Here is a 23,828-nt window from a genome sequence, read left to right as displayed (position 1 = left end):
GAGTCTTACCTTCGACCGCAGCATCACACTCGACCGGAGGAGCCACGAATGCCCGCACCGAAGACCCCGCAACCGCTCGCGCACACCTTTACGGCGCCGATCCAGAAGGACGGGGCATTCGCGACGTACGTGACCGTGCCGGACTCCGCCGAACTCCTCGGAACGAGGCGGCCGGTGAAGGTCGGCGGGACGATCGACGGCCACCCGTTCAATGCCACCCTGATGCCCTCGGGCGAGGGTCCGCACTGGCTTCCCCTGAAGATCGCACTGTGCAAGCTCATCGGCAAGGACGCGGCCGGCGTCGAGGTGACGGTGCACCTCGAGCAGCGTTTCAGCTGATGTGGGCTGCCCGGGTTTGATCCGGGGAGCACTGGGTACGGATCATCCGGAAGCGGTCCGCGTTTCCGGACGGGTTTCGAGGTGTTTCGTGCCGAGGTGGCCGCGGTTGTCGGGATGGCTCCCCACGCTGGGGGTCGTGGTGCTCGTCGCCGCGTGCGGAACGGGCGACGACGGCAACACGAGCGAGGAATTCGCCGGCACCGTCGACATCGGCGGGGGCCGGAACATCTATCTCGAGTGTGCGGGCACGGGCACGCCGACCGTCGTGTTCGTGTCCGGTCTCCGGTTCGGTGCCGATCAGTGGACGATGACGGCTGATCCGGCGAGCACCTCGGCCTTCGACGGAGTCGCCGAGTTCACGCGAGTCTGCTCGTACGATCGGCCGGGAGTCGTGCTGGGCGGGGATGCAGTGAGCCGCAGCGACCCGGTCCCGCAGCCGATCACCACCAGCGACGCGGTCGCCGACCTCCAGTCGCTGCTGGGCGCCACGGATGCAGCCGGGCCCGGTCCCTATGTTCTGGCCGCCCACTCCTACGGCGGTCAGATCGCGAGACTCTTCGCCGGTACCCATCCCGACGAGGTGGCGGGCCTGGTGCTGATCGACGCGCAGTCGGAGGAGTTGCAGACACTCCTGCCCCCGGAGCAGTTCCAGGAGTTCCTGCGCCTCAACGAACCGCCGCAGGACAGTCTCGACGAGTACCCGGATCTCGAGCGCGTCGACTTCGTCCGCAGCTTCGACGAGATCCGCGCCGCCGAACCGATCCGGCCCCAGCCGCTCGTCGTACTCTCCGCCGACCGCTCGGTGGCGCCGCAGATCGCGGAGGGCGTCGCGAACGGAAGCCTCCCCGCCGACATCGATCCCGGCTACGGCCCGGCCCTCGACGCCGTGCAGCCGAAGGCGCAGGAGGATCTGGCCCAGCTCGTACCGGGTGCCAAACATGTCACGAACACGAACAGCGGCCACAACATCAACATCGAGCAGCCGCAACTCGTCGTCGACGGGGTCCGCGACGTCGTCGACGCCGTGCGCGACGGGCGCAGCGAGCCCTGACCGTCGCATGTGGCTCGGCCTGCGGAATGTGGCCGCCCGGGCGTGGGAGACTGGACCGGTGAGGTTGTATCGAGACAATGCGGTGGTCCTGCGCCAGCACAAGCTGGGCGAGGCCGACCGTATCGTCACACTCCTCACCCGGCAGTACGGTCTGGTGCGCGCGGTCGCCAAGGGGGTGCGCCGCACGAAGTCCAAGTTCGGCGCCCGCCTCGAGCCGTTCGCGCACATCGACGTGCAGCTCTACCCGGGCCGCAACCTCGACATCGTCACCCAGGTCCAGACGGTCGACGCGTTCGCGACCGACATCGTCGACGACTACTCCCGGTACACCACGGCGTGCGCGATCCTCGAGACCGCCGAGCGGCTCGCCGGCGAGGAACGGGCCCCGGCGCTGCAGCTGCACCGCCTGACGGTCGGGGCGCTTCGGGCCGTCGCGGAACACCACCGGCCGTGCGAGCTCATCCTCGACGCCTTCCTGTTGCGGGCCATGGGTTTTGCGGGGTGGGCGCCTGCCCTCGACGACTGCGCGCGGTGCAGCGCACCCGGCCCGCACCGGGCATTCCACGTGGCCGCCGGGGGAGCGGTGTGCGTCCAGTGCCGGCCGCCGGGCGCTGCCACCCCGTCGCCGGGTGTCCTCGACCTGATGGACGCTCTGTTCCGCGGCGACTGGGCGAGCACCGAGCAGGTGCCCGAGTCGTTGCGAGGGCAGGCCAGCGGTCTGGTCGCGGCGCATCTGCAGTGGCACCTCGAACGGCAACTCCGCACTCTCCCGCTGATCGAACGCGCACGACCGCATGCGGCGGTAGGGGCGGAGGATTCGGTCAGGCAGGATGGGGACCGTGATTCGACGACGCGAACCCCGAGCTCCGCATAATTCCGGGGCCGAGCGCCAGATCCGGCCGCCGGACCCGCATCCCTCGGGCGCCCGCCCGCCGGGCCTGCAACCCGAACTCGTGCCCCGGCACATCGCGCTGGTGATGGACGGCAACGGCCGTTGGGCGCAGGAGCGGGGACTGCCTCGGACCGCGGGCCACGAACGCGGCGAGGCCGTGTTGATGGACGCCGTCTGCGGGTGCATCGAGATGGGCGTCGAGTGGTTGTCGGCGTACGCGTTCTCCACCGAGAACTGGAAACGCAGCCCCGAGGAGGTGCGCTTCCTGATGGGCTTCAACCGCGACGTGATCCGTCGTCGCCGTGACGAGATGCACGAGATGGGGGTGCGGGTGCGGTGGGCGGGTCGCAGGCCCAAGCTGTGGCGCAGCGTCATCAAGGAACTCGAGATCGCCGAGGAGTTGACGAAGCACAACACGGTCATGAACCTGACCATGTGCGTCAACTACGGCGGTCGCGCGGAGATCGCCGACGCGGCGAAGGAGATCGGCAGGCGGGTCGCGGCGGGTCAGCTCGACCCGGAGAAGATCACCGAGGCGACCGTCGCCCGCTATCTCGACGAGCCGGACATGCCGGACGTCGACCTGTTCCTCCGGCCGTCCGGCGAGCAGCGCACGTCCAACTTCCTGATCTGGCAGTCGGCCTACGCCGAGATGGTGTATCAGGAGAAGCTGTTTCCCGATTTCGACCGCCGCGACCTGTGGGCGGCGTGCGTCGAATACGCGTCACGTGACCGCCGGTTCGGTGGCGTCAAATGACCGTCGACGGGGCGCCCGCACTCCTCGGGCGGGCAGCGGACGCGCTGGAGCATTTCGCCACCGTCGCCCGGGCCGAGGACGGCTCGCTGAGCTTCGAATACGCCGGGGCGCTGTGCTCGATCAGTGCGATGACTCTCACCGACGGCCTCGACGTGCTGTCGATGACGTGCGTCCTGGCCTGGGATCGTCCGGTCAGCGCCGCGCTGCACAAGAAGGTCGCGGAGCGCAACGGCGCATTGCAGTTCGGTTCGATCGCGGTGTTCGGTCACGGCAGGCTCGCGGACGTCATCCTGCGTTACACGTTCCCCGCCGCCGGACTCGTGGACGAGGCGCTGACCACGATGCTGCTCCTCGTGCTGAGCGGCGCGGACACCGCCCGGCAGGGGCTGATCCCCTGACGTTCACCGCGGCGCGTTGCAGTCCTTGCAGAGACCGAAGATCTCGATGGTGTGGCTGACGTCGGAGAAACCGTGGGCGTCGGCGATCGACTGCGACCACTGCTCGACGGTCGGCCCTTCGACCTCGACGGTGTAGCCGCACGCGCGGCAGACCAGGTGGTGGTGGTGTCCGGACGAGCAGCGCCGGTACACCGATTCGCCGGTGTCGGTGCGCAGGACGTCGACGGTGCCGGCGTCGGCGAGCGTCTGCAGGGTGCGGTAGACGGTGGTCAGCCCGATGCCCTCGCCGCGCTTGCGGAGTTCGTCGTGCAGTTCCTGCGCCGACCGGAACTCCTCGATGTCGTCGAGGAGTGCGGAGATGGCGCTGCGCTGCTTGGTGGCGCGGACTCCCACGACGACGGGCTTGCGCTGGCCGGTGTTCTGGGTCAAGGCGTTCATCCTTCCTCGGCGTGCGCGACGGCGTCCACGACGATGTGGGCGAGGTGGTCGTCCACCAGGCGGTAGAGGACCTCACGTCCGGTGCGTTCGCCGCGCACGACGCCCGCGGCCTTGAGCACGCGAAGATGCTGGCTGATCAATGGTTGTGTGACGCCGAGCGCTCCGACGAGTTCGTGCACGCACCGTTCCGATTCGCGGAGTTGGAGGACGATCGCGATGCGGACGGGGGCGGCGAGGGCGCGCAGGATGTCGCCTGCCGCCGTCAGCGTCTCCTTCGACGGCACAGGAGCCGGGGGAGCGGCCTCGAACGGATGCGGGGTGGCCTCGAACGGATGCAGATCCCCGGGATCGACGACGCTCACCAGTGATCTCCTTCGGTGTGCCGGACAATGGACGGGACCGTGGCCGCGTGGCCGTCGGCCCCGGGAGGAACACCCCATCTTATTGCAAATCGATTCCATTTTGATATGCACGAATACGCATGTCAACCGGCGGGGTGAACCGACCGTGATCGGACAGATAGGCTGGGATCCGAAAAGCGCACGTGAACCATGCATCTATTACCCAGATGGAGAGCACCCGAGTGGCACCGAAGTCCAAAGTCGAAACCGTCGTCAATCTCGCCAAGCGTCGTGGCCTGGTCTACCCGTGCGGTGAGATCTACGGAGGCACGAAGTCGGCCTGGGACTACGGCCCCTTGGGTGTCGAGCTCAAGGAGAACATCAAGAAGCAGTGGTGGCGCAACATGGTCACCAGCCGCGAGGACGTCGTCGGCCTCGACTCCTCGGTCATCCTGCCGCGCGAGGTGTGGGTGGCGTCCGGCCACGTCGGCGTGTTCAACGACCCCCTCGTCGAGTGCCTCAACTGTCACAAGCGTCACCGTCAGGACCACCTGCAGGAGGCGTATGCGGAGAAGAAGGGCCTCGACAACCCGGACGACGTCCAGATGGACGTCGTGGGCTGCCCCGACTGCGGCACGGTCGGCCAGTGGACCGAACCCCGCGACTTCAACATGATGCTCAAGACGTACCTCGGCCCGGTCGAGAGCGAAGAGGGCATGCACTACCTCCGCCCGGAGACCGCGCAGGGCATCTTCGTGAACTTCGCGAACGTGCTCACCACGTCGCGCAAGAAGCCGCCGTTCGGTATCGGCCAGATCGGCAAGAGCTTCCGCAACGAGATCACCCCCGGCAACTTCATCTTCCGCACCCGCGAGTTCGAGCAGATGGAGATGGAATTCTTCGTCAAGCCCGGCGAGGACGAAGAGTGGCACCAGTACTGGATCGACTACCGCATGGACTGGTACACCGGTCTGGGTATCAACAAGGACAACCTGCGGCTGTACGAGCACGCGCAGGACAAGCTGTCGCACTACTCCAAGCGCACCGTCGACATCGAGTACCGCTTCCACTTCCAGGGCAGCGAATGGGGCGAGCTCGAGGGTGTGGCCAACCGCACCGACTTCGACCTGTCGACGCACTCGAAGCACTCGGGCACCGATCTCAACTACTACGACCAGGCCTCCGGTGAGCGGTACACGCCGTACGTCATCGAGCCGGCAGCCGGTCTCACGCGTTCGCTGATGGCGTTCCTCGTCGACGCGTACACCGAGGACGAGGCGCCGAACGCGAAGGGCGGCGTCGACAAGCGCACCGTGCTGCGCCTGGACCGTCGTCTCGCCCCGGTGAAGGCCGCGGTGCTGCCGCTGTCGCGTAACGCGGACCTGACGCCGAAGGCGAAGGATCTCGCCGCGACGCTCCGCCAGCACTGGAACGTCGAGTTCGACGACGCAGGCGCGATCGGCCGCCGCTACCGCCGTCAGGACGAGATCGGCACGCCGTTCTGCATCACCGTGGACTTCGACACCCTCGAGGATCACGCCGTGACCGTGCGTGAACGCGACTCCATGGCCCAGGAGCGGGTCGCGCTCGACCAGGTAGAGGGCTACCTGGCGCAGCGCCTCATCGGTTCCTGATCCGCGGTCACCTGCGCGCGTCGCAGGTGGTGGTCAGATAGTTCGTCAGGATTCGCCGGTTTTCCTCGGACACCGGGATACGCGAGTATTCCGGTGCCGAAGAGCCGACCGCGATCCACAGCGGAAAGACGAAGGGCTTCTTCGATTCCGCGAGTGCGTGCGGGTCGCAGCGTGCCGCGTCGATCGTGATGTCGATGCTCAGCCGGTACTCGTCCGCCCGCATGGTGGCGGGCAGCGCCCCGCGCAGGGCGTACAGGACGCTGCCGCCGATTTCGTCGACCCGGACGTCACCCGACGCTGTTCCCCGGCTCACGAGGAGCTGAGCGGGGAGGGGCGCTGCCGGCTCCGGCGGCGTCGCCGCCGGGATCAGTGTCACCGGGACGGCCCGCGCCAGTTCCTCTGCGGCGCAATCTCCGTCGTGGATGCGGCCGAGGACGTCGTACGGGGTGGCGAGCGGCACCCGCACGGGCGACGCGCCCTGACCGGTGACCCCGATCACGGCGTCCGCCGGTTCCGGTCGGGTGTCGCAGCGGACGGTGCCGTACTGGGCCTCGACGTCGATCCGGTTGCCGGGGCCGAGTTCGACGACCCGCCCGGTTTCGGGCGCCGCCTCGAAGCCCGGGCTGTCCAGCGCCACGGATGTCACGGTGACGGGCGCGCCGCCGGTATTCGCGATCCGCACGTGGATCCGGCCGCCCGCCGCGTCGTCCTCGCGGCTGCGGTACGCCTCCGCCGACAGCGGGATCGCCGGCTCGTCCCCGGCGTCTCGCCCGCCCGCGCAGCCCGACAGGACGCCGCAGCAGGTGGCCGCGACGCAGGCGAGTGCGACGAATGCTCGGGAGGACGTCAGAATCGGCCGCCCCCGCTGATCCGGCCCGAACTGCTCGGCCCGCCGAACGAACGGGGACCGCTGCCGCGGCCGCCGCCGGAGCCGCGGCTACCCCAGTTGCCGCCGCCGCTGAATCCGCCGCGCAGGATGCTGTCGATCAGGATGCCCCCGAGGATCGCGCCGGTGGCATTCCCGCCGCCGGCACCGAGCCCGGGGCGCTGACGGGACTCCCAGCGGCTCACGTCGTTCTGCGCCAGCCGCAGCGCGTCGGCGGCCAGGCTCGCGGCGGCCTGGGCGTGCTGCAGCGCGCGGGAGGCGTCGGTGGTGCGCAACTGCTGGGCCCCTGCCAGGTGCCGCTGTGCCTCCGTCAGGCGGGTCCTGGCCTCCGCTCCCACCGCGCCGCGGCGGGTGCCGATGAAGTCCGATGCTGCCGTGACCTGCGACTGCGCGGCCACGAGGTCCTGCTCGAGACGCTGCTGTGCACGCTCGGCCTGCTGCCGTGATTCCTGCGCCTCGGCGAGGACCGCGTCGAGTTCCGCGTCGGCCTTCACGATCTGGGTGAAGCTGCCGAGCGGGTCGGTGTCCGCGGCGGTCCGGGCCGCCGCCAGCGCGGCCTCGGCCGCGGTGCGCGCCGCCGCGAGCCGGTCCCCACCCTGCTCGGTGAACTGGGCCGCGGCCGCGATCCCCGCCTCCACGTCGGTGATCGCGGCAGGCAGCGTGGCGATGGCGTGCCGGATGTCCTCCGCGGCGTGATCGACGGCGTCGAGCAGGATCCGGGCCTGTTCGAGGGCGCCCTCGGCGCCGCGGATCGCCGACACCGCCGGTCCCTGCTTGCCCGGTGGCAGGGCGACGGCGTCCCGGCCCTCCGTTACGGCCTTCTCGGCGTACGCGAGCCGTTCCTCCGCCATCGTCACGTTGTGGGCGACGGAAGCGAGTGCGGCGGCCGGGAATTCGGTCTGCAGGGTGGCGAGGGTCCGGGTGGAGTCGGGGATGCGCACGGTCAGCGCAACCATGTCGCGGGTGAGCGCGTCGAGCCGGTCGGGGGCGTTGATCAGCAGGTCCCGCAAACCGTCGAACTCCTGGACCTTCTCGTTGAGTTCGCGGTCCGCGCGCCCGCACGAGGTGATGATGTCGATGAGCATTTCCCGCTGCTGCTGCGGGGTCTCGGGGATCGCGTCGTCGAGCCGCTGACGCACGGTGAACGCCGCCGCGAGGGTGGACTTCGCCGTGTCGAACGCCGCCGTGAACGCGGCGGTGGCCTGCTCGCCGAATTCGCCGCGGGCCAGTTCGAGTTCCTCCTGGCTCGTGCGCAGCGCGTCGTCCGTCTCGACGAGCACCTCCTTGGCGCGCTCGTCGAGGGTCGGCAACGGCAGCGCCGTCAGGGCGGCCGTGTCCTCGGGGCTGATGCTGCGCGCCGCCTCGACGCCGGCCCGGGACCGGTCGTGCTTCTTCTTCCGCGAATACAGCACGACCCCGCCCGCGCCCACGACGACGACGACGCCGCCGCCGATCAGCAGTGTGCGCACCGACATACCGCCGCCCGGACTCATCGCGTCGCCGAGCCCGCCCGCCGCGGCAATCGCGGCGCCGGCCCAGTCCTCCTCGCGCAGGGCGGGTTCCACCGCGTCCACCCGGATCGACTCGGCTTCGTCGCTGGTGATCTCGGACAGACCGTCCGGTGCGATGAGGGCGTACTCACGGTCGACCGTCGCGACCGCGAGCAGTGCGTCACGATCGCCGAGGGACGACGCCTGCGCCGTCTGATCCGCCCACGGTCCGGCGCCGAGACCGTTGAAGTCGGGAACGTAGACCACCCACAACCGCACCTTGTGATCGTCGTAGAGCTGATCGATCGCGGCCTGGACGTCGCTCTGCTGGTCCGCGTCGAGCACCCCGACGGTGTCCGTGATCTGGCCGGGCAGACGGAACGGTGCGTCCGCCGACGCGATCGCGGGGGAGAACAGGATCGCCACGAGCGTCAGGAGTGCGGAGACGGCGCCGAGGGCGGCGAACCGCCGGGTGCCGGGGAAGGGGAGTCTGGGGTGGGACGACGGCGTCTGCTCGAGGCGCGGTGCGAGTGGCATGGCAGCAAATCTATCGGGTGTGGCGAGTCGTCATCGGGACAGTTCGGCGACAGCTGGCAGAATCAGGGAGTGAATTCTGCACCGAGCCGTGAACGCCACGACCTCCCGCGCCGTCCTGCGCGTCTGGGGTTCGCAGGCACGCTGGCCCGGTGGACCCGCCGGATCATCGCCGGCGTCGTTCTCCTCGCGGCGGCCCTGGTGTTCGGCACCGCGGTCCGGGTGTGGCAGGTCGCGCGGATCGACGACACGTCGACGGCCGACGCGATCGTGGTGCTCGGCGCCGCCCAGTACTCGGGAACGCCGTCGTCCGTGTTCGAGGCCAGGCTCGAGCAGGCGTACAAGCTGTACGAGCGCGGGGTGGCCCCGGAGGTCATCACGGTGGGCGGCAAGCAGGAGGGCGACGAGTACACCGAGGCGGCGTCCGGGAAGAACTACCTGGTCTCGCGCGGTGTCCCCGCCGACAGCATCACCGCCGTCGAGGAGGGGTCCGACACCCTGCTCAGCATCGAGGCGGTGAGTGAGGCGATGGGTGCGCAGGGCATCGATTCGGCGGTCCTCGTCAGCGACCCGTGGCATTCGCTGCGGACCCGGACGATGGCCCGCGACGCCGGCCTCGAGGCGTGGACGGCGCCCACCCGGCAGGGGCCCGCGGTGTTCACCCGCGAATCGCAGTTGCACGGAATCGCCCGGGAGACAGGGGCGTTGATCTGGTATCAGCTCACCCACTTCTCGGCGGACTTCCCCTACACGGCGGGACAGTAGGCGTTTCGATGACTCCACACACGACACCCCTCGGCGAGGTGTACTCCGCGCACGACGTCGCCCGGCGGGTTCGCGAGGCACCGAAACGGGCCGGGATCCCGGGCAGCCAGATCGCGGCCGCCCAGCACCGGTCCGTCTTCTCCCGTGACCGCGCGCGCGTCCAGCATTCGGCGGCGCTGCGCAGGCTCGCCGACAAGACCCAGGTGGTGGGCCCCCGGGACGGGGACACCCCGCGAACGCGGTTGACGCACTCGATCGAGGTGGCACAGATCGGCCGCGGGATCGCCGACGGTCTCGGCTGCGATCCCGATCTGGTCGACCTCGCCGGCCTCGCACACGACATCGGTCACCCGCCGTACGGTCACAACGGCGAGAAGGCCCTCGACGAGGTCGCGGAAAGCTGCGGCGGGTTCGAGGGCAACGCCCAGAATCTGCGCATCCTGACAAACCTCGAACCGAAGGTGCTCTACCCCGACGGACGTAGCGCCGGGCTCAACCTGACCCGGGCGTCGCTGGACGCGGCGATCAAGTACCCGTGGATCCGGCCGCGCCCGGGCGCGAAGTTCGGGGCCTACGACGACGACGCCGAGGTGCTCGCGTGGATCCGCGAGGGTGCCCCGGACGGTCACCAGTGTCTCGAGGCGCAGGTCATGGACTGGGCCGACGACGTCGCCTACTCCGTGCACGACGTCGAGGACGGGGTGATCGACGGGCGCATCGACCTGCGTGCGCTGGCCGATCCGGTGGACCAGCGGGCGCTCGCCGAGTTCGGCGCCGCGGAGTTCGCGGGACTCGACGTCGAGGAACTCGTCGAGGCCGCGAAACGGCTGAGCCTTCTGCCGGTCGTCGTCGGGGTGGGCAGCTACGACGGCACGCTCACCAGTTCGGTCGCCTTGAAGAACCTCACCAGCGAACTGGTGGGCCGGTTCGCGACCGCCGCGATCATCGGGACCCGCGACGTCCACGGCGACAAGCCGGTCGCCCGGTACGACGCCGATCTGGTGGTCCCGCCGGTGGTCGCGTCCGAGGTGGCGCTGCTCAAGACGTTCGCACTGAACTTCGTGATGTCCGATGCCGGCCACCGGGCGCGGCAGGAACGGCAGCGGGACCGCGTGCACCGCGTCGCCGAATGGCTGCTCGCGACCGCACCCGACGGGCTCGACCCAATCCTGGTTCCGGCCTGGAACGCCGCGGCCGACGACCCGGCACGGGTCCGGGTCGTCGTCGACCAGATCGCCTCCTACACCGAGAGCAGGCTCGAACGCGTCGACAAGTCCAGTCTCGGGGCCCAGGCGAGCTGGGGCTGACGAGCGTCGAAGTCGGACCAATCCGCCCGCCGCGGTGCTCCGAATAGGACTACAGACAGCTTGCACCCAATGGTCAGGGAGACCGGATGAAGTCTGCAGTGCGCAAGATCATCGGTTCGACGTCCGCAGCGCTGGCGGTGGCGGTCGGCGCCGCCCTGCTGGCCCCACCCGCGGCACAGGCCGCACCCGTGTACCCGTTCGCGGACCCCGACCCGTTCTACGGTGCACCCGCCGACGTCGGGGCACGCGCCGACGGTGACGTGCTGGCGAGCCGCAAGGTCGCCGCCACCGGTTTCCCCACCGCCGACGCCTGGCAGGTCAAGTACAAGTCGACCAACTCCGCAGGCGCGCCCATCGCCGCCGTCACCACGGTGCTGGTGCCCCGCGGCACTCCCGCGAACCGGCCGCTGGTGTCGTATCAGCCGTTCGTCAACGCGCTCGGGCTCGAGTGTGCCCCGTCGCATCAGCTGTTCACCGGCGGACTCCAGGAGGCCCCGGCCCTCAACGCCCTGCTCGCGCGGGGCTGGGCGGTCGCCGTCCCCGACCATCTCGGACCGACCAGCGCATACGGGGCCGCGAAACTCGGCGGCCGGCTCGTCCTCGACGGCGTCCGCGCCGCGCAGCGGCTCCCGGAAGCGGGACTCGGTGGCAGTCCGGTCGGGCTGGCCGGCTACTCGGGTGGCGCCATGGCGACCAACTGGGCCGCTGCGCTCGCACCCACCTACGCGCCGGAACTGAACATCGTGGGCGCCGCCGAGGGCGGCACCCCTGTCAACATCGGCGAACTGGCCGACCGTCTGGGCAGCACGCGCTCGCAGGCGTTCGGCCTGGGTTTCGCGGCCGCCATCGGGCTCGAGCGTGAATACCCGACGCGGTCACCGCTCGGGGACGGCCTCAACGGCGACGGACTCGCCCTGCGGGCGCAGATGAGCAACATGTGCACCGATTCGATCCTCGGCGCCGGTGCGGGGAAGTCGCTGCCCGACCTGACCAACGGTCCCGGCATCCTCGCCGACCCGTCCGGTCGCGCGGTGATGGACGAGAACAGCGTCGAACTGTATCCGGGAGTCCCGAGGACGCCGATGTTCGTCTGGCACGGCAGCGCGGACCCCCTCGTCGCCATCGGGCCGGTGCAGAACACCGTCGCCCGGTACTGCTCACAGGGCGCGCGCGTGCAGTTCGACGTGATCCCGGGCGCCGACCACGGCACCGTCACCATGCTCGGTGCCGGCCCCGCGTTCGGCTACCTCGGCGACCGATTCGCCGGGATTCCCGCCCCGTCGAACTGCTGACCCCGAGGCGGAAGTTCGGGCCGCGGCGGAGCGCCTAGACTGTCGGGCGTGGCTGGCAGAATCCCTGATCGTGACGTTGCGGCCATTCGCGAGCGCACACGGATCGAGGACATCGTGGGGGAGTACGTCTCCCTCAAGCGCGCGGGCGGCGACTCCATGAAGGGGCTGTGCCCGTTCCACGACGAGAAGTCGCCGTCGTTCCACGTCCGCCCCAACCACGGGCACTATCACTGCTTCGGGTGCGGCGAGGGCGGCGACGTCTACTCCTTCCTCCAGAAGATCGACCACATCAGTTTCGTCGAGGCCGTCGAGCAACTCGCCGACCGGCTGAGCTACACCATCTCGTACGAGGGCGGCGGCACGTCGGTGCAGCGCGACCGCGGCACCCGCTCCCGGCTGGTCGCGGCCAACGCGGCCGCGCAGGAGTTCTACTCGGCGCGCCTGCAGGAACCCGACGCGCAGGCGGCCCGCGACTACCTGACGGAACGGAACTTCGACGCGCAGGCCGCGCAGCAGTTCGGGTGCGGGTATGCACCCGACGGCTGGGACATCCTCACGAAGCATCTGCTGGGCAAGGGTTTCGACGTCAAGGAACTCGAGGCCGCGGGCCTGTCGAAGGCCGGGCGGCGTGGTCACATCGACCGCTTCCACCGCCGCCTGCTCTGGCCCATCCGGAACCTGTCCGGCGACGTCATCGGGTTCGGCGCCCGCAAGTTGTTCGACGACGACACCATGCCCGGCAAATACGTCAACACTCCGGAAACCGTGCTGTACAAAAAGTCTCAGGTGCTGTTCGGGCTCGACCTCGCCAAGCGGGACATCGCCAAGGGGCATCAGGCGGTGGTGGTCGAGGGATACACCGACGTCATGGCGATGCACCTGGCCGGGGTCAAGACCGCCGTCGCCGCCTGCGGCACCGCGTTCGGTGAGGACCACCTCTCGATGCTGCGGCGACTGCTGATGGACGACAGCTACTTTCGCGGCGAGATCATCTACACGTTCGACGGGGACGCCGCAGGCCAGGCCGCGGCGATGAAGGCGTTCGAGGGTGACCAGAAGATGGCCGGGCAGACGTTCGTCGCCGTGGCGCCCGAGGGCATGGACCCGTGCGAACTGCGGCAGAAGTCCGGCGACGCCGCCGTCCGCGACCTGGTGGCGCGTCGCACCCCGATGTTCGAGTTCGTGGTCAAGTCGATCCTCACCGAGCACGACCTCGAGACCGCGGAGGGCCGGGTCGAGGCGCTGCGGCGCACGGTGCCGGTGGTCGCCCAGATCAAGGAAGCGACGCTGCGTGACAGCTACGCCGTCCAGTTGTCCGGCTGGGTGGGCTGGGACGACATCGCCGCGGTCCGGCAACGGGTGCGGGACGAGGCACGCAAGCGGGCGTCCACCCGCGGGTCGGTGTCCGCGCCCCCCAAGAAGAAGGCGACCCGGGACGAGAACCAGGACGCCCCTCAGTTGCCGGTCGGCCTGTCCCGGCCCCGCCCGAACGATCCGACGCTGTGGGCGCAGCGCGAGGCGCTGAAGGGTGCGTTGCAGTACCCGGCCATCGCGGGGACCGTGTTCGACTCGCTGCCGGTGGAGACGTTCACGCATGCGACGTACGTCGTGATCCGCGAGTCGATGATCGCGGCAGGCGGCGCCAGCGCGGGCCTCGGCGGCGGCGAGTGGGTCGACGCGGTCAGCCGGGGAGTCGAGGACGTCACCGCGGCGTCCCTGGTGTCGGAACTCGCCGTCGAACCGCTGCCCGCCGAGGAGGACACCGTCCCGCGATACATCTCCGGCGTCATTGCACGCCTGCAGGAGGTGTGGGTGGGGGAGCAGGTGGCGGAACTGAAGTCCAAGCTGCAGCGCATCTCACCGGCGACGGCGTCGGACGAGTTCCACTCGCTGCTCGGCGACCTCGTCGCCCTGGAGCAGTACCGCCGGAGCCTGCTCGATCAGGCGATCGGCGACACCAACCGGGACGGCATGGCCGGCTGAACCGGCCGTCGTCGGCTACTTCTTCTTGAGCTGGTCCTGCGGGACCAGGATGGTCGTGTCCTCGTCGAGCGGCTTCATGGGCTCGAGCTTCGGCTGGGTGTTCAGCGAGTCGGACAGCTTCTGGCGTGACATCTGCAACACCTTCTTCGTGGCCGGACTGGTGGCCACGGCCTTGGTGGCCCGGCTGATCTGTTCGTAGCGCGCACGTCCTGCTCGCGTACCCAGCACGTACCCAGCAGCGATACCGATCAACAACCGCATCATTCCCGCTTCCTCCCGACGCACAACGACCTTCCCCATCCTGCCTGATGCATCGACAGGCAGGCGATTTGGTACTGGGGTGGGGCTATGCGCTACAGTTTCTCTCGCATCGCCGGGAACGGCGAAGCACAGCAGAATAATCCCCTGTAGCTCAATTGGCAGAGCTTCCGACTGTTAATCGGACGGTTGCTGGTTCGAGTCCAGCCGGGGGAGCATCGAAACCCCGTCCGGTTCATCCGGGCGGGGTTTTCTGCTGCGCCCGGCCAATTCGGATCGGTGCGCGTCCCGGGCGAGTACATTCCCGCTGTATCGGCAGCAAGCGACCGCGGGGTGTGCGATGAGCGAGGGCGAGGACGGCGGCGAGACAGCACCGACGGGGCCGGGCGGGCGTTTCGGCACGAGCGATGCCCCACGGTGGTTGCTGCCCTCGATCCTGTACGTCCTGCTGGCCGTCGCCGCCTACCAGTTGTCGGGGTGGCTGTTCGTCAACCTGCGCGGATTCCTGGGGCTGTTGTTTCTCGCGTGGCTGTTCAGCATCACCCTCGAACCGGTCGTCGACTGGCTCGAGCGCCGGGGACTGCGGCGCGGCCTCGCCACCGGGCTGGTGCTGCTGGCACTGTTGGTCTTCGCCATCGCATTCCTGGCGGTCTTCGGGACACTGCTCGCCCAGCAGCTCGCCCAGCTTCTCAAAGCGCTGCCGGGCGCGCTGTCCTCCGTCACCGACTGGTCCAATCGTGTGTTCGATACCGACTTCGCGACCGGTGAGGACCTGATCCGTCTCACCCCCGAGACCGTCCGGGACCTCGCCGAGCGATTCACGCCCGGAGTGCTGGGCGTGTTGTCCTCGTTGCTCGGCGTCGTCTTCCAGATGCTGACGCTGCTGCTGTTCGTGTTCTACATGTCCGCCCAGGGACCGGCTCTTCGCCGGACCATCTCCAGCTGGTTTCCGGCGCGGCAACAGCGGGTCATCTCGGTGGTCTGGGAGATCTCGGTCGAGAAGGCCGGCGGCTACGTCGTGTCGCGGCTCATCCTCGCCGCCATCAGCTCGGTCGCCACCGGCATCTTCCTCGTGGTGATCGGCGTGCCCTACTGGCTGCCGCTGGCACTGTGGACCGGCATCGTCTCGCAGTTCGTCCCCACCCTGGGCACCTACCTCGCGATCGCCCTCCCCGCGATCATCGCCGCGGCGTCCCAGCCCATGGACGGCGTGTGGGTGATCGTCTTCGGCACCGTCTACCAGCAGATCGAGAACTACGTGCTGCACCCGCGCATCACGTCCGCGACGGTCTCGATCCACCCCGCGGTCGCGTTCGGATCGGTGATCGTGGGCGCCTCGCTGTTCGGCCCGGTCGGCGCGCTGGTGTCGGTCCCGGTGGTCGCGGCGATCCAGGCCCTCGTCGAAACGTACGGGCGACGATACGAACTCGTCGCCGACGACCCGGCGACGGTCACCTCGGTCGAACAACGCGAACCCGCGAGCGACGAAGAACGCCGCGATGCCCAGGACGAGTAGGCGTCGACCACGAAAAGCGCTGTCGGGACGGGCTCGTCCCGGCTACGCGCCCGCGGCGGGCGCACGGTAACATCGGCAGGCCGCGACAGCGAGTAGTGCGGTGATGGGGCGGTAGCTCAGTCGGTTAGAGCCGTGGACTCATAATCCATTGGTCGCGGGTTCGAGCCCCGCCCGCCCCACCCTCTTCCCCGGTCGGTCCGGCCTTCTCGAGTCGGCCCGGATGCGGGCAGTGTGAAGACCATGGAGTTGGCGCGCGAGGAACGGGAAGAATTTGCCGAACTGCTCGCCGGGCTGTCCCCGCAGCAGTGGGAGTCGCCGAGCCTGTGCGAGCGGTGGCGGGTCCGGGACGTGGTCGCGCACGTGATCAGCTACGACGAGCTCGACTTTCGCAGTCTGGCCGTACGGTTCGCGAAGGGCTGGTTCCTGCAGGACCGGGTCAACGAGTTCGGGGTCGACGACCTCGTGGACCGCACCCCCGGGCAGCTGCTCGAGTTGAAGCGCATTCACGCCGAACCCAGCGGTCTGCCAGCCGGTTTCGGTGGGAGGATCGCCCTCGTCGACGGCATGATCCATCAACAGGACATCCGGCGGCCCCTTGCGATTCCCCGGACCATCCCCCCGCGGCGGCTGCGAGTGGCGCTGGACTTCGCGCGGTTCGCTCCGCTGATCCGCGGCGCCTGGCGAGCCCGCGGGGTGAAGCTGGTGGCGACAGATCTCGACTGGTCCTACGGCCGGGGACCGCAGGTGAGTGGAAGCGGAGAAGCGCTGCTGATGGCGATGGCCGGGCGCCGTGACGTACTCGGCGACCTCACCGGCCCCGGCCGGTCGAAATTCGCCGCCCACATCGGCGCCTGACCGAGGGCGCAGCACGTGCCGCGTCGTTGTTCTCGGTGCCGGCGCGGAGCAGACTGAAAGTCACCCGAGGAGGCCATCGTGGACCTGCAGATCGTGGCAATCGACAAGCCCGACGACATGAACGTGATCGTCGGGCAGTCCCACTTCATCAAGACCGTCGAGGATGTGCACGAGGCGCTGGTGGGGGTGAGTCCGCACCTCCGGTTCGGTGTCGCGTTCTGCGAGGCGTCGGGGCCTCGCCTCGTGCGCTGCTCCGGCAACGACGACCGTCTCGTCGAGTTGGCCACGCGCAACGCCGTCGCCGTCGGCGCGGGCCACTCGTTCTTCGTGTTTCTGGAGGACGGCTATCCGGTGAACGTGCTGAACACGCTGAAGCAGGTGCCGGAGGTGTGCGGCATCTTCTGCGCCACCGCCAACCCCGTCGAAATCATCGTGGCCGAGACGGAACTCGGCCGGGGCATCGCCGGTGTGATCGACGGGCAGCCTCCTGCCGGTGTGGAGACCAGCGCCGACGTCGCCGACCGCAAGGCGTTGCTGCGGACGATCGGGTACAAACTCTGAGCGAGCGGCATTCGCCTGGCGCTCTACGATGACCGGCATGGCGATCACTCCCGACACGAAGAACTGGACCTGGGTCCTCGACCGGGCGTGCCCCGACTGCGGGTTCGACTCGGCGGCAACCCGGTACGAGGACATTCCCGCTCTGGTCCGGGCGAACGTGGACGCCTGGTCGCCGGTCCTCACCCGTACCGACGTGACGGTCCGGCCGGACGAGCAGACGTGGTCGGCCCTCGAATACGCGGCGCACGTTCGCGACGTGTTCCGGATCTTCGACGTCCGGCTCCGGCTCATCCTCGAGCAGACGGACCCCCTGTTCCCGAACTGGGACCAGGACGAGACCGCGATCGCCGAGCGATACAACGAGCAGGATCCGGCCGTCGTGGACGCCGAACTGCGTGCGGCAGGCGTCGCGGTGGCGGACGGCTTCGAGGCCGTCGACCCGCAACTCCGGTCGCGGACCGGGCGGCGGAGCGACGGCGCCTCCTTCACGGTGGAGACGCTCGCCAGGTATTTCGTCCACGACCCGATCCATCACCTCCACGACGTGTCGGGGTAACAGTTTCGGATTCCCGGACCCGATTCGGTAGAACGTGTTCCAATTCGGTCGGTTTGTGTCTATCGTCACATCAGCAGATGCGCAGACATGAACGAAGGGTTGGGAGTCACATGAAGACCAAGGGTGCGATCCTGTGGGGCCTGAACGAGCCGTGGTCGGTCGAGGAGATCGAGATCGGCGATCCGGTTGCGGGCGAGGTGCAGATTCGCATGGAAGCCGCCGGAATGTGCCACTCCGACCACCACATCGTCACCGGTTCGATGCCCATGGCGTCCTTCCCGGTGATGGGCGGCCACGAAGGGTCCGGCGTCATCACCAAGCTGGGGCCGGAGGTGAAGGATCTCGAAGTCGGCGACCACGTGGTGCTCTCCTTCGTTCCCGCCTGTGGACGCTGTCCGGCGTGCTCGGCGGGACATCAGAATCTCTGCGACCTCGGCATGGGGCTCCTGAGCGGGCTCGCGATCAGCGACGGCACGTTCCGCATCCACGCGCGCGGCGAGAACGTCATCCCCATGTGCCTGCTCGGGACGTTCTCGCCCTACATGGTCGTGCACGAGACGTCGGTCGTGAAGATCGACAAGGACATTCCCTTCGACGTCGCCGCTCTCGTCGGCTGCGGCGTGCCCACCGGGTGGGGTTCGGCGACGCGGATGGCGGAGGTGAAGCCGGGCGAATCCGTCGTCATCATGGGTGTCGGCGGCGTCGGCATGAGCGCGCTGCAGGGCGCGGTGGCGTCCGGGGCGCGTCAGATCTTCGCCATCGACCCGGTGCCGTGGAAGCGGGAACAGGCGCTGAAGTTCGGGGCCACCCACGCGTTCGAGAGCGCCGCCGCCGCGATCGAACCGATCATCGCACTCACCAACGGGCTGATGGCGCAGAAGACGATCATCACGGTCGGGGAGATGCACGGCGAATACGTCGAGGAAGCCCTGCTCCTCACCAGCAAATTCGGCACGTGCGTCGTCACCGCGATGGGCGCGATGACCGACATGGACGTCAAGTTGAACCTGTTCCTCTTCTCGATGCTGCAGAAGGACCTGAAGGGCACCATCTTCGGCGGCGGCAACGCCCGGGTCGAGATCCCGAACCTACTGGCCATGTACAAGTCGGGGCAGTTGAACCTCGACGACATGATCACCCGCACCTACAGCCTCGAAGGGGTCAACGACGGGTACCAGGACATGCTCGACGGCAAGAACATTCGCGGCGTCATCCGGTACACCGAAGCCGACTGGTGACGGCTCGCCGCTGCAGGCGGGTGCGGCTCGCTGCAGCCGACCGGTGGCGGCTCTCGTAGTCTGACCGGGTGCAGAGTCTCGATCAGATCGCCCGATGGCCCGTGGACAACGCTGCGGCGGTGGTCCTGTCGCGAGACGAAGGGGTGATCGGCGAGTACGGCGACCAGCAGCGCGTCTTCCCGCTGGCCTCGGTGACCAAACTGCTGTGCGCGTACGCAGTCCTGGTGGCCACCGAGGAGGGGGCCGTCGAACTCGACCAGTCCGCAGGCCCCGAGGGCTCGACGGTGCGTCATCTCCTGGCGCACGCGTCGGGTCTCGCCTTCGACGCGAACCGGGTGCAGACGACGCCGGGGCGCAAGCGGATCTACTCGAGTGCAGGCTACGAGGTGCTCGCCGACTTCCTCACCGCCGAGACGTCGATCGACTTCGCCGACTACGTGGCGGAATCCGTGTTCGCTCCGCTGTCGATGGACGCGTCCGCTCTGGTCGGGCCCGCCGGCCACGGAGCGCAGGCGTCGGCGGGAGATCTCGGCCGCTTCACCGCCGAACTGTTCCGCCCGGCGCTCATTTCGCCTCAGACGTTCGCAGATGCCACTTCGGTGCAATTCCCCGGACTGGACGGAATCCTGCCCGGATACGGCTCTCAGCGCCCCAACGACTGGGGTCTGGGATTCGAGATCCGGTCGGCCAAGAGCCCGCACTGGACCGGAACGGGCAACTCGCCGCGGACGTTCGGCCACTTCGGGCAGTCCGGCACGTTCCTCTGGGTCGACCCGGCCGCGGGGCTGGCGTGCGTCGCGTTGACGGACCGGGACTTCGGCGACTGGGCCAAGCCCGTGTGGACCGAGCTGAGCGACGGTATTCTCGCGGAACGCGAAAGGCGATGACACACCGATTGCTCGAATCACTGGCGCAACACAGGCATCACAGGGCACACTGGTCAACCGAGCGTGCTGCACACACCGACTGAGGCCGTTGGGGAAGACGTCCCTCGTCGAAGCAGGAGGCTCGAGTGCGCGCATTGAATCAGTTCGCGGACGTGACGGCTGGTGTTGTCTACATCCACTCGTCGCCCGCCGCGTTGTGCCCCCATATCGAATGGGCGCTGACCGCGACCCTCGACTGCCGAGCGAACCTGAAATGGACCTCGCAGCCGGCCTCCAACGGCGTCCTGCGCGCGACCACCAATTGGGTGGGGCCCGTCGGCACCGCCTCGCGGTTGGTCAATGCGCTCCGCGCCTGGCCGATGCTGCGCTTCGAGGTCACCGAGGACGCCAGCGAGGGCGTGGACGGCGAACGGTTCAGCCACGTGCCCGGCATGGGTCTGTGGCACGGATCCACCAGCGCGAACGGCGATGTCGTCGTGGGGGAGATGCGTCTGCGGGCACTGATGGAGGCCGGCGGTGACATCGCCACCGAACTGGACTACGCCCTCGGAACCGCCTGGGACGAGGCGCTCGAGCCGTTCCGCAGCGGCGGCGAAGGCGCCGAGGTCACCTGGCTGCGCCGCGACGTCGGCTGACACCCGCACACGGACGCGAAAAGGCCCCCACCGCCGGTGGGGGCCTTCTCTCGATCAATGCTCAGATCACAGCGGGATGTTCTTGTGGTCGCCGCGGGTGGAGGGGGCGGCGGCGAGGGCCGCGGTGACGACACTGCGCGTCTTGGCCGGGTCGATCTCCTCGTCCACCACACCGATCGCGACGGCACGGTCGACGCCGCCGGCGATGCTCTCGTGCTCGACGGCCAGTCGCTCGTGCAGGGCCTCCCGCTCTTCTTCCGGCGCCGCGGCCAGGGCCCGCTTGTGCAGGATGCCCACGGCCGCCTTCGCGCCCATGACTGCGACCTCGGCGTCGGGCCACGCGTAGACGGCGGTGGCGCCGAGAGCGCGGGAGTTCATGGCGATGTAGGCGCCGCCGTAGATCTTGCGGGTCACGACCGTCACCCGGGGCACGGTGGCTTCGGCGAACGCGTGGAGCAGCTTGGCTCCGCGGCGCACGACGCCTTCCCATTCCATGCTCACACCGGGGAGGTATCCCGGAACGTCCACGACCACGACCAGCGGGATGCCGAACGCGTTGCACAGCCGGACGAAGCGAGCCGACTTCTCGGCGCTCTCCGAGTTCAGGCACCCACCCAGGCGGAGCGGGTTGTTGGCGATGACACCGACGGTGCGGCCACCGAGGCGTCCGAGCCCGGTGACGATGCTGCGGGCGTAATTGCCCTGCAGTTCCTCGAAACTCGACTCACCCTCGACGTTGTCGAGAAGTTCGTGAACGATCGGGCGGACGTCGTAGGCGCGCTTCGCCGACTCCGGCATGAGCGCGCGGAGATCGGTGTCGCCGTGCGCGGCCGCGGCCTGATCGAACTCGCCCTGCTCGCAGAACATGGACACCAGGCGGCGTGCCCGGTGCAGAGCGTCACCCTCGTCGTGGGCGGCGATGTGCGCCACACCCGACTTCTTCGTGTGCGTGTCGGGGCCGCCGAGCGACACCATGTCGACCTGCTCGCCGGTGACGCTGCGGACCACGTCGGGTCCGGTGACGAACACGCGGGCCTCGGGCGCCATGATGACGACGTCGGTCAACGCGGGACCGTATGCCGCACCACCGGCCGCGAAGCCGAGGACGACGGAAATCTGTGGGACGCGGCCGGACGCGCGGACCATGGCCTCGAAGACCAGTCCGACGGCGTGCAGGGCCTCGACGCCCTCGGCGAGACGCGCGCCACCCGAGTGCCAGAGCCCGACGATGGGGGCATCTTCGGCGAGGGCGGTATCGATCGCCGTCACGATGTGCTTGCAGCCCTCGACACCCATGGCGCCGCCCATGACGGTGGCATCGGAGCAGTAGGCGATGGTGCGGACACCGTCGATGTTGCCGGACGCGGCCAGCACACCGGACTTGTCACGCGGATGGAGCGGGACGACCGTCCCGGCGTCGAACAGCTTCTCCAGGCGCGCAAGGGGATCGCGCGGATCGATCGACGCATCGGACTTCGTCGCGGGTGCCAGGATTGTCATCGCGTCCTCCTCTGTAGCGGGCCCCTCGTGGGCTGTCGATGGGTGGAGACCCCTTCAGCGAAGGGGTCTCCACCCGCGATCTAGCAGGACCGGCTGTCAGGCCCGGCCGAAGGCGAGCGCGACGTTGTGCCCACCGAAACCAAACGAGTTGTTGATCGCGAAATCGATCTCGCCGTAACGGGCTTCGCCCTTGACGACATCCAGGTCGATCTCTGGATCCTGATTCTCGAGATTCAGCGTGGGCGGAATGACTCCGTCACGCAGACTCAGGACCGTGAGCACCGCCTCGAGCGCACCGACGGCGCCGATCGAGTGCCCCAACGCGGACTTCGGTGCGTACACCGCAGCATGGTTGCCGACGGCAGCCTTGATGGCGTTCGCCTCGGCGGTGTCACCGATCGGCGTAGCCGTGGCGTGCGCGTTGATGTGCTGGATGTCCTTCTTCGTCAATCCAGCAGTCTCGATCGCCCTCGTCATGGCCCGCGCAGCGCCCGAACCCGAGGGATCGGGAGCGACGATGTGGAACCCGTCGGAGGTGATCCCCGCGCCCAACAGGCGGGCGTGGATGGTGGCACCGCGAGCCTTGGCGTGCTCCTCGGTCTCGAGGACCATCATCGCTCCGGCCTCACCGAACACGAAGCCGTCGCGATCCTTGTCGAACGGCCGTGAAGCCGCCTTCGGATCGTCGTTGCGGGTGCTCAGCGCACGCATCATCGCGAAGCTCGCGATCGGCACGGCGTCGAGGTAACCCTCCACACCACCGGCGACGATGATGTCGGCGTCGCCCATCACCAGCATGCGGTACGCATGGGCGATGGCCTCGGAACCCGAGGAGCAGGCCGACACGGGAGTGATCACTCCGGCGCGAGCCCCCAGTTCGAGTCCGACGGTGGCCGACGGACCGTTGGGCATCACCATCTGGACGGCGAACGGCGACACCTTGCGGTAGCCACCGGCCTTCATCTTCTCGACGGCGTCGATCAGAGCTTCGCCGCCGCCGAGTCCGGTGCCGATCACGACGCCGAGGCGATCCTTGTCGACCTCCGGGCTGCCGGCGTTCTCCCAGACCTGACGGCCCAGGACGAGCGCCAGCCGCTCGACGAAACTCATCCGGCGGATCTCGACCCGGGACAAGGACTCGTCGGGCGACACCTTCAGCTTGCCGCCGATCGTCACCGGAAGGTCGTTCTCCGTGACGAACGCTTCCTGGATGGTGTCGATGCCGCTCTCGCCGGCCAACAGGCCTTTCCACGTGGCATCCACGTCACCAGCGATCGACGTCGTAGCCGCGAGGCTGGTGACGACGATGTTGGGGAACTGTCTCCCGTTGGTCGAGGCGGAAGTCACGGCTGAGCTCACTCCTCGTCGTTCTTGGCAGCTTCGAGCTTGGCCTTCACGGCCTCCGCGTCGGCGCCACCTTCTGCTTCGAGCTTCTGGATGTACGACACGGCGTCACCGACGGTGCGCAGTCCGGCGAGATCCTCGTCGGGGATCTTCACGCCGTACTTGTCCTCGGTCTGGACGGCGATCTCAACCATGGAGAGGGAGTCGATGTCGAGGTCGTCGACGAAAGACTTTTCGATGGTCACCTCGGACGGCTCAATACCGGTGACCTCCTCGATGATCTCCGCGAGTCCGGCGATGATGTCTTCCTGGGTGGCGGCCACTGAGTGGCTCCCTTCTGATTCGGTGTAGATGTATCTGGAGTTGTGCAG

26 protein-coding genes and 2 tRNA genes are annotated in these 23,828 nt (G+C 68.7%); 20 read left to right on the top strand and 8 right to left on the bottom strand.

From position 1 onward, the window contains the following. The first annotated feature begins 48 nt into the window (after nucleotides 1-48). The 5 genes from JWS14_RS06360 to JWS14_RS06340 all read left to right on the top strand — a co-directional run bounded on the left by JWS14_RS06360 (nucleotide 49) and on the right by JWS14_RS06340 (nucleotide 3,437). Nucleotides 49-339, top strand: coding sequence for a DUF1905 domain-containing protein (locus JWS14_RS06360; RefSeq protein ID WP_072946645.1), 291 nt, complete (start codon nucleotides 49-51; stop codon nucleotides 337-339). A gap of 88 nt (nucleotides 340-427) precedes the next feature. Next, complete coding sequence (locus JWS14_RS06355) at nucleotides 428-1,390, top strand: alpha/beta fold hydrolase (RefSeq protein ID WP_206012700.1); 963 nt, start codon at nucleotides 428-430, stop codon at nucleotides 1,388-1,390. A gap of 58 nt (nucleotides 1,391-1,448) precedes the next feature. Then, a complete protein-coding gene (gene recO / locus JWS14_RS06350) occupies nucleotides 1,449-2,264 on the top strand; it encodes a DNA repair protein RecO (RefSeq protein WP_206012699.1) in 816 nt (271 codons plus the stop codon). Then, nucleotides 2,230-3,039 (top strand): isoprenyl transferase, encoded by an 810-nt coding sequence (locus JWS14_RS06345; RefSeq protein WP_061045323.1) that lies wholly within the window; start codon nucleotides 2,230-2,232, stop codon nucleotides 3,037-3,039. Before recO ends, JWS14_RS06345 begins: the two co-directional genes overlap by 35 nt. Then, a complete protein-coding gene (locus JWS14_RS06340) occupies nucleotides 3,036-3,437 on the top strand; it encodes a hypothetical protein (protein WP_072946647.1) in 402 nt (133 codons plus the stop codon). The genes JWS14_RS06345 and JWS14_RS06340 overlap by 4 nt, the downstream gene beginning before the upstream one ends. A 3-nt stretch (nucleotides 3,438-3,440) precedes the next feature. Here the strand turns inward: JWS14_RS06340 and JWS14_RS06335 are convergent, their stop codons facing one another. Together JWS14_RS06335 and JWS14_RS06330 are read right to left on the bottom strand one after the other, a co-directional pair. Next, the gene (locus JWS14_RS06335) at nucleotides 3,441-3,866 is read right to left on the bottom strand and encodes a Fur family transcriptional regulator (RefSeq protein WP_072946670.1); all 426 of its coding nucleotides are present in this window, start codon (nucleotides 3,864-3,866) and stop codon (nucleotides 3,441-3,443) included. Between the two features lie 5 nt (nucleotides 3,867-3,871). Then, complete coding sequence (locus tag JWS14_RS06330) at nucleotides 3,872-4,237, bottom strand: ArsR/SmtB family transcription factor (protein WP_206012698.1); 366 nt, start codon at nucleotides 4,235-4,237, stop codon at nucleotides 3,872-3,874. Nucleotides 4,238-4,458: 221 nt separating this feature from the next. Between JWS14_RS06330 and JWS14_RS06325 the strand changes: the two genes are divergently transcribed. After that, nucleotides 4,459-5,850 (top strand): glycine--tRNA ligase, encoded by a 1,392-nt coding sequence (locus JWS14_RS06325; protein WP_095865318.1) that lies wholly within the window; start codon nucleotides 4,459-4,461, stop codon nucleotides 5,848-5,850. A 7-nt stretch (nucleotides 5,851-5,857) separates the two neighbouring features. On the opposite strand, the gene JWS14_RS06320 is transcribed toward JWS14_RS06325, so the two are convergent. Continuing rightward, nucleotides 5,858-6,487: a hypothetical protein gene (locus tag JWS14_RS06320; protein WP_241031276.1), complete on the bottom strand. Its 630-nt coding sequence runs from the start codon at nucleotides 6,485-6,487 to the stop codon at nucleotides 5,858-5,860. 10 nt (nucleotides 6,488-6,497) lie between these two features. Here JWS14_RS06320 and JWS14_RS06315 point away from each other — a divergent pair, with 10 nt between their 5' ends. Then, nucleotides 6,498-6,719, top strand: coding sequence for a hypothetical protein (locus JWS14_RS06315; RefSeq protein WP_206016311.1), 222 nt, complete (start codon nucleotides 6,498-6,500; stop codon nucleotides 6,717-6,719). On the opposite strand, the gene JWS14_RS06310 is transcribed toward JWS14_RS06315, so the two are convergent. Beyond that, complete coding sequence (locus JWS14_RS06310; RefSeq protein WP_206012696.1) at nucleotides 6,697-8,763, bottom strand: TPM domain-containing protein; 2,067 nt, start codon at nucleotides 8,761-8,763, stop codon at nucleotides 6,697-6,699. The genes JWS14_RS06315 and JWS14_RS06310 overlap by 23 nt on opposite strands. Before the next feature lie 69 nt (nucleotides 8,764-8,832). Between JWS14_RS06310 and JWS14_RS06305 the strand changes: the two genes are divergently transcribed. From JWS14_RS06305 to dnaG, 4 genes are all read left to right on the top strand, one after another. Then, nucleotides 8,833-9,525 carry a YdcF family protein gene (locus JWS14_RS06305; RefSeq protein WP_072946653.1) on the top strand — a complete coding sequence of 231 codons (693 nt, stop codon included), beginning with the start codon at nucleotides 8,833-8,835 and terminating at the stop codon, nucleotides 9,523-9,525. Between the two features lie 8 nt (nucleotides 9,526-9,533). Then, nucleotides 9,534-10,832: a deoxyguanosinetriphosphate triphosphohydrolase gene (locus JWS14_RS06300; RefSeq protein WP_072946654.1), complete on the top strand. Its 1,299-nt coding sequence runs from the start codon at nucleotides 9,534-9,536 to the stop codon at nucleotides 10,830-10,832. An 86-nt stretch (nucleotides 10,833-10,918) separates the two neighbouring features. Further along, entirely contained in the window at nucleotides 10,919-12,124 is a 1,206-nt protein-coding gene (locus tag JWS14_RS06295) for a lipase family protein (RefSeq protein WP_206012695.1), read from the top strand. 48 nt (nucleotides 12,125-12,172) lie between these two features. Continuing rightward, complete coding sequence (gene dnaG / locus JWS14_RS06290; RefSeq protein ID WP_095865203.1) at nucleotides 12,173-14,107, top strand: DNA primase; 1,935 nt, start codon at nucleotides 12,173-12,175, stop codon at nucleotides 14,105-14,107. 15 nt (nucleotides 14,108-14,122) lie between these two features. Here the strand turns inward: dnaG and JWS14_RS06285 are convergent, their stop codons facing one another. Continuing rightward, nucleotides 14,123-14,371 carry a hypothetical protein gene (locus tag JWS14_RS06285; protein ID WP_037226505.1) on the bottom strand — a complete coding sequence of 83 codons (249 nt, stop codon included), beginning with the start codon at nucleotides 14,369-14,371 and terminating at the stop codon, nucleotides 14,123-14,125. Between the two features lie 137 nt (nucleotides 14,372-14,508). Between JWS14_RS06285 and JWS14_RS06280 the strand changes: the two genes are divergently transcribed. The 9 genes from JWS14_RS06280 (at nucleotide 14,509) to JWS14_RS06240 (ending at nucleotide 20,613) form a co-directional block, all read left to right on the top strand. Next, a tRNA-Asn gene (locus JWS14_RS06280) sits at nucleotides 14,509-14,581 on the top strand. A gap of 124 nt (nucleotides 14,582-14,705) precedes the next feature. Then, entirely contained in the window at nucleotides 14,706-15,881 is a 1,176-nt protein-coding gene (locus tag JWS14_RS06275; RefSeq protein ID WP_072946657.1) for an AI-2E family transporter, read from the top strand. Nucleotides 15,882-15,986: 105 nt separating this feature from the next. Next, nucleotides 15,987-16,060: transfer RNA gene (locus tag JWS14_RS06270), tRNA-Ile, on the top strand. Between the two features lie 61 nt (nucleotides 16,061-16,121). Next, nucleotides 16,122-16,736, top strand: coding sequence for a maleylpyruvate isomerase family mycothiol-dependent enzyme (locus JWS14_RS06265; RefSeq protein ID WP_206012694.1), 615 nt, complete (start codon nucleotides 16,122-16,124; stop codon nucleotides 16,734-16,736). A gap of 78 nt (nucleotides 16,737-16,814) precedes the next feature. Next, nucleotides 16,815-17,297, top strand: coding sequence for an adenosine-specific kinase (locus tag JWS14_RS06260; RefSeq protein ID WP_206012693.1), 483 nt, complete (start codon nucleotides 16,815-16,817; stop codon nucleotides 17,295-17,297). A 37-nt stretch (nucleotides 17,298-17,334) separates the two neighbouring features. After that, nucleotides 17,335-17,853 carry a DinB family protein gene (locus JWS14_RS06255; protein ID WP_206012692.1) on the top strand — a complete coding sequence of 173 codons (519 nt, stop codon included), beginning with the start codon at nucleotides 17,335-17,337 and terminating at the stop codon, nucleotides 17,851-17,853. A gap of 110 nt (nucleotides 17,854-17,963) precedes the next feature. After that, complete coding sequence (locus JWS14_RS06250) at nucleotides 17,964-19,091, top strand: NDMA-dependent alcohol dehydrogenase (RefSeq protein WP_072946660.1); 1,128 nt, start codon at nucleotides 17,964-17,966, stop codon at nucleotides 19,089-19,091. 68 nt (nucleotides 19,092-19,159) lie between these two features. After that, nucleotides 19,160-19,978, top strand: a complete 819-nt coding sequence (locus JWS14_RS06245) for a serine hydrolase domain-containing protein (protein WP_095865207.1) — start codon at nucleotides 19,160-19,162, stop codon at nucleotides 19,976-19,978. 125 nt (nucleotides 19,979-20,103) lie between these two features. Then, the gene (locus JWS14_RS06240; protein WP_072946662.1) at nucleotides 20,104-20,613 is read left to right on the top strand and encodes a DUF3145 domain-containing protein; all 510 of its coding nucleotides are present in this window, start codon (nucleotides 20,104-20,106) and stop codon (nucleotides 20,611-20,613) included. Nucleotides 20,614-20,679: 66 nt separating this feature from the next. Here the strand turns inward: JWS14_RS06240 and JWS14_RS06235 are convergent, their stop codons facing one another. From JWS14_RS06235 to acpM, 3 genes are all read right to left on the bottom strand, one after another. Continuing rightward, nucleotides 20,680-22,113: an acyl-CoA carboxylase subunit beta gene (locus JWS14_RS06235; RefSeq protein WP_072946663.1), complete on the bottom strand. Its 1,434-nt coding sequence runs from the start codon at nucleotides 22,111-22,113 to the stop codon at nucleotides 20,680-20,682. Between the two features lie 96 nt (nucleotides 22,114-22,209). Beyond that, nucleotides 22,210-23,460 (bottom strand): KasA/KasB family beta-ketoacyl-ACP synthase, encoded by a 1,251-nt coding sequence (locus JWS14_RS06230; protein ID WP_072946664.1) that lies wholly within the window; start codon nucleotides 23,458-23,460, stop codon nucleotides 22,210-22,212. 8 nt (nucleotides 23,461-23,468) lie between these two features. Next, nucleotides 23,469-23,780: a meromycolate extension acyl carrier protein AcpM gene (gene acpM / locus JWS14_RS06225; RefSeq protein ID WP_005247839.1), complete on the bottom strand. Its 312-nt coding sequence runs from the start codon at nucleotides 23,778-23,780 to the stop codon at nucleotides 23,469-23,471. Nucleotides 23,781-23,828 lie beyond the last annotated feature (48 nt).

It is taken from the genome of Rhodococcus koreensis, assembly GCF_017068375.1.
Classification (GTDB): domain Bacteria; phylum Actinomycetota; class Actinomycetes; order Mycobacteriales; family Mycobacteriaceae; genus Rhodococcus_F; species Rhodococcus_F koreensis.
Note: the sequence above shows the minus strand (reverse complement) of the source record. Positions and strands in the feature narration are given on the sequence as shown.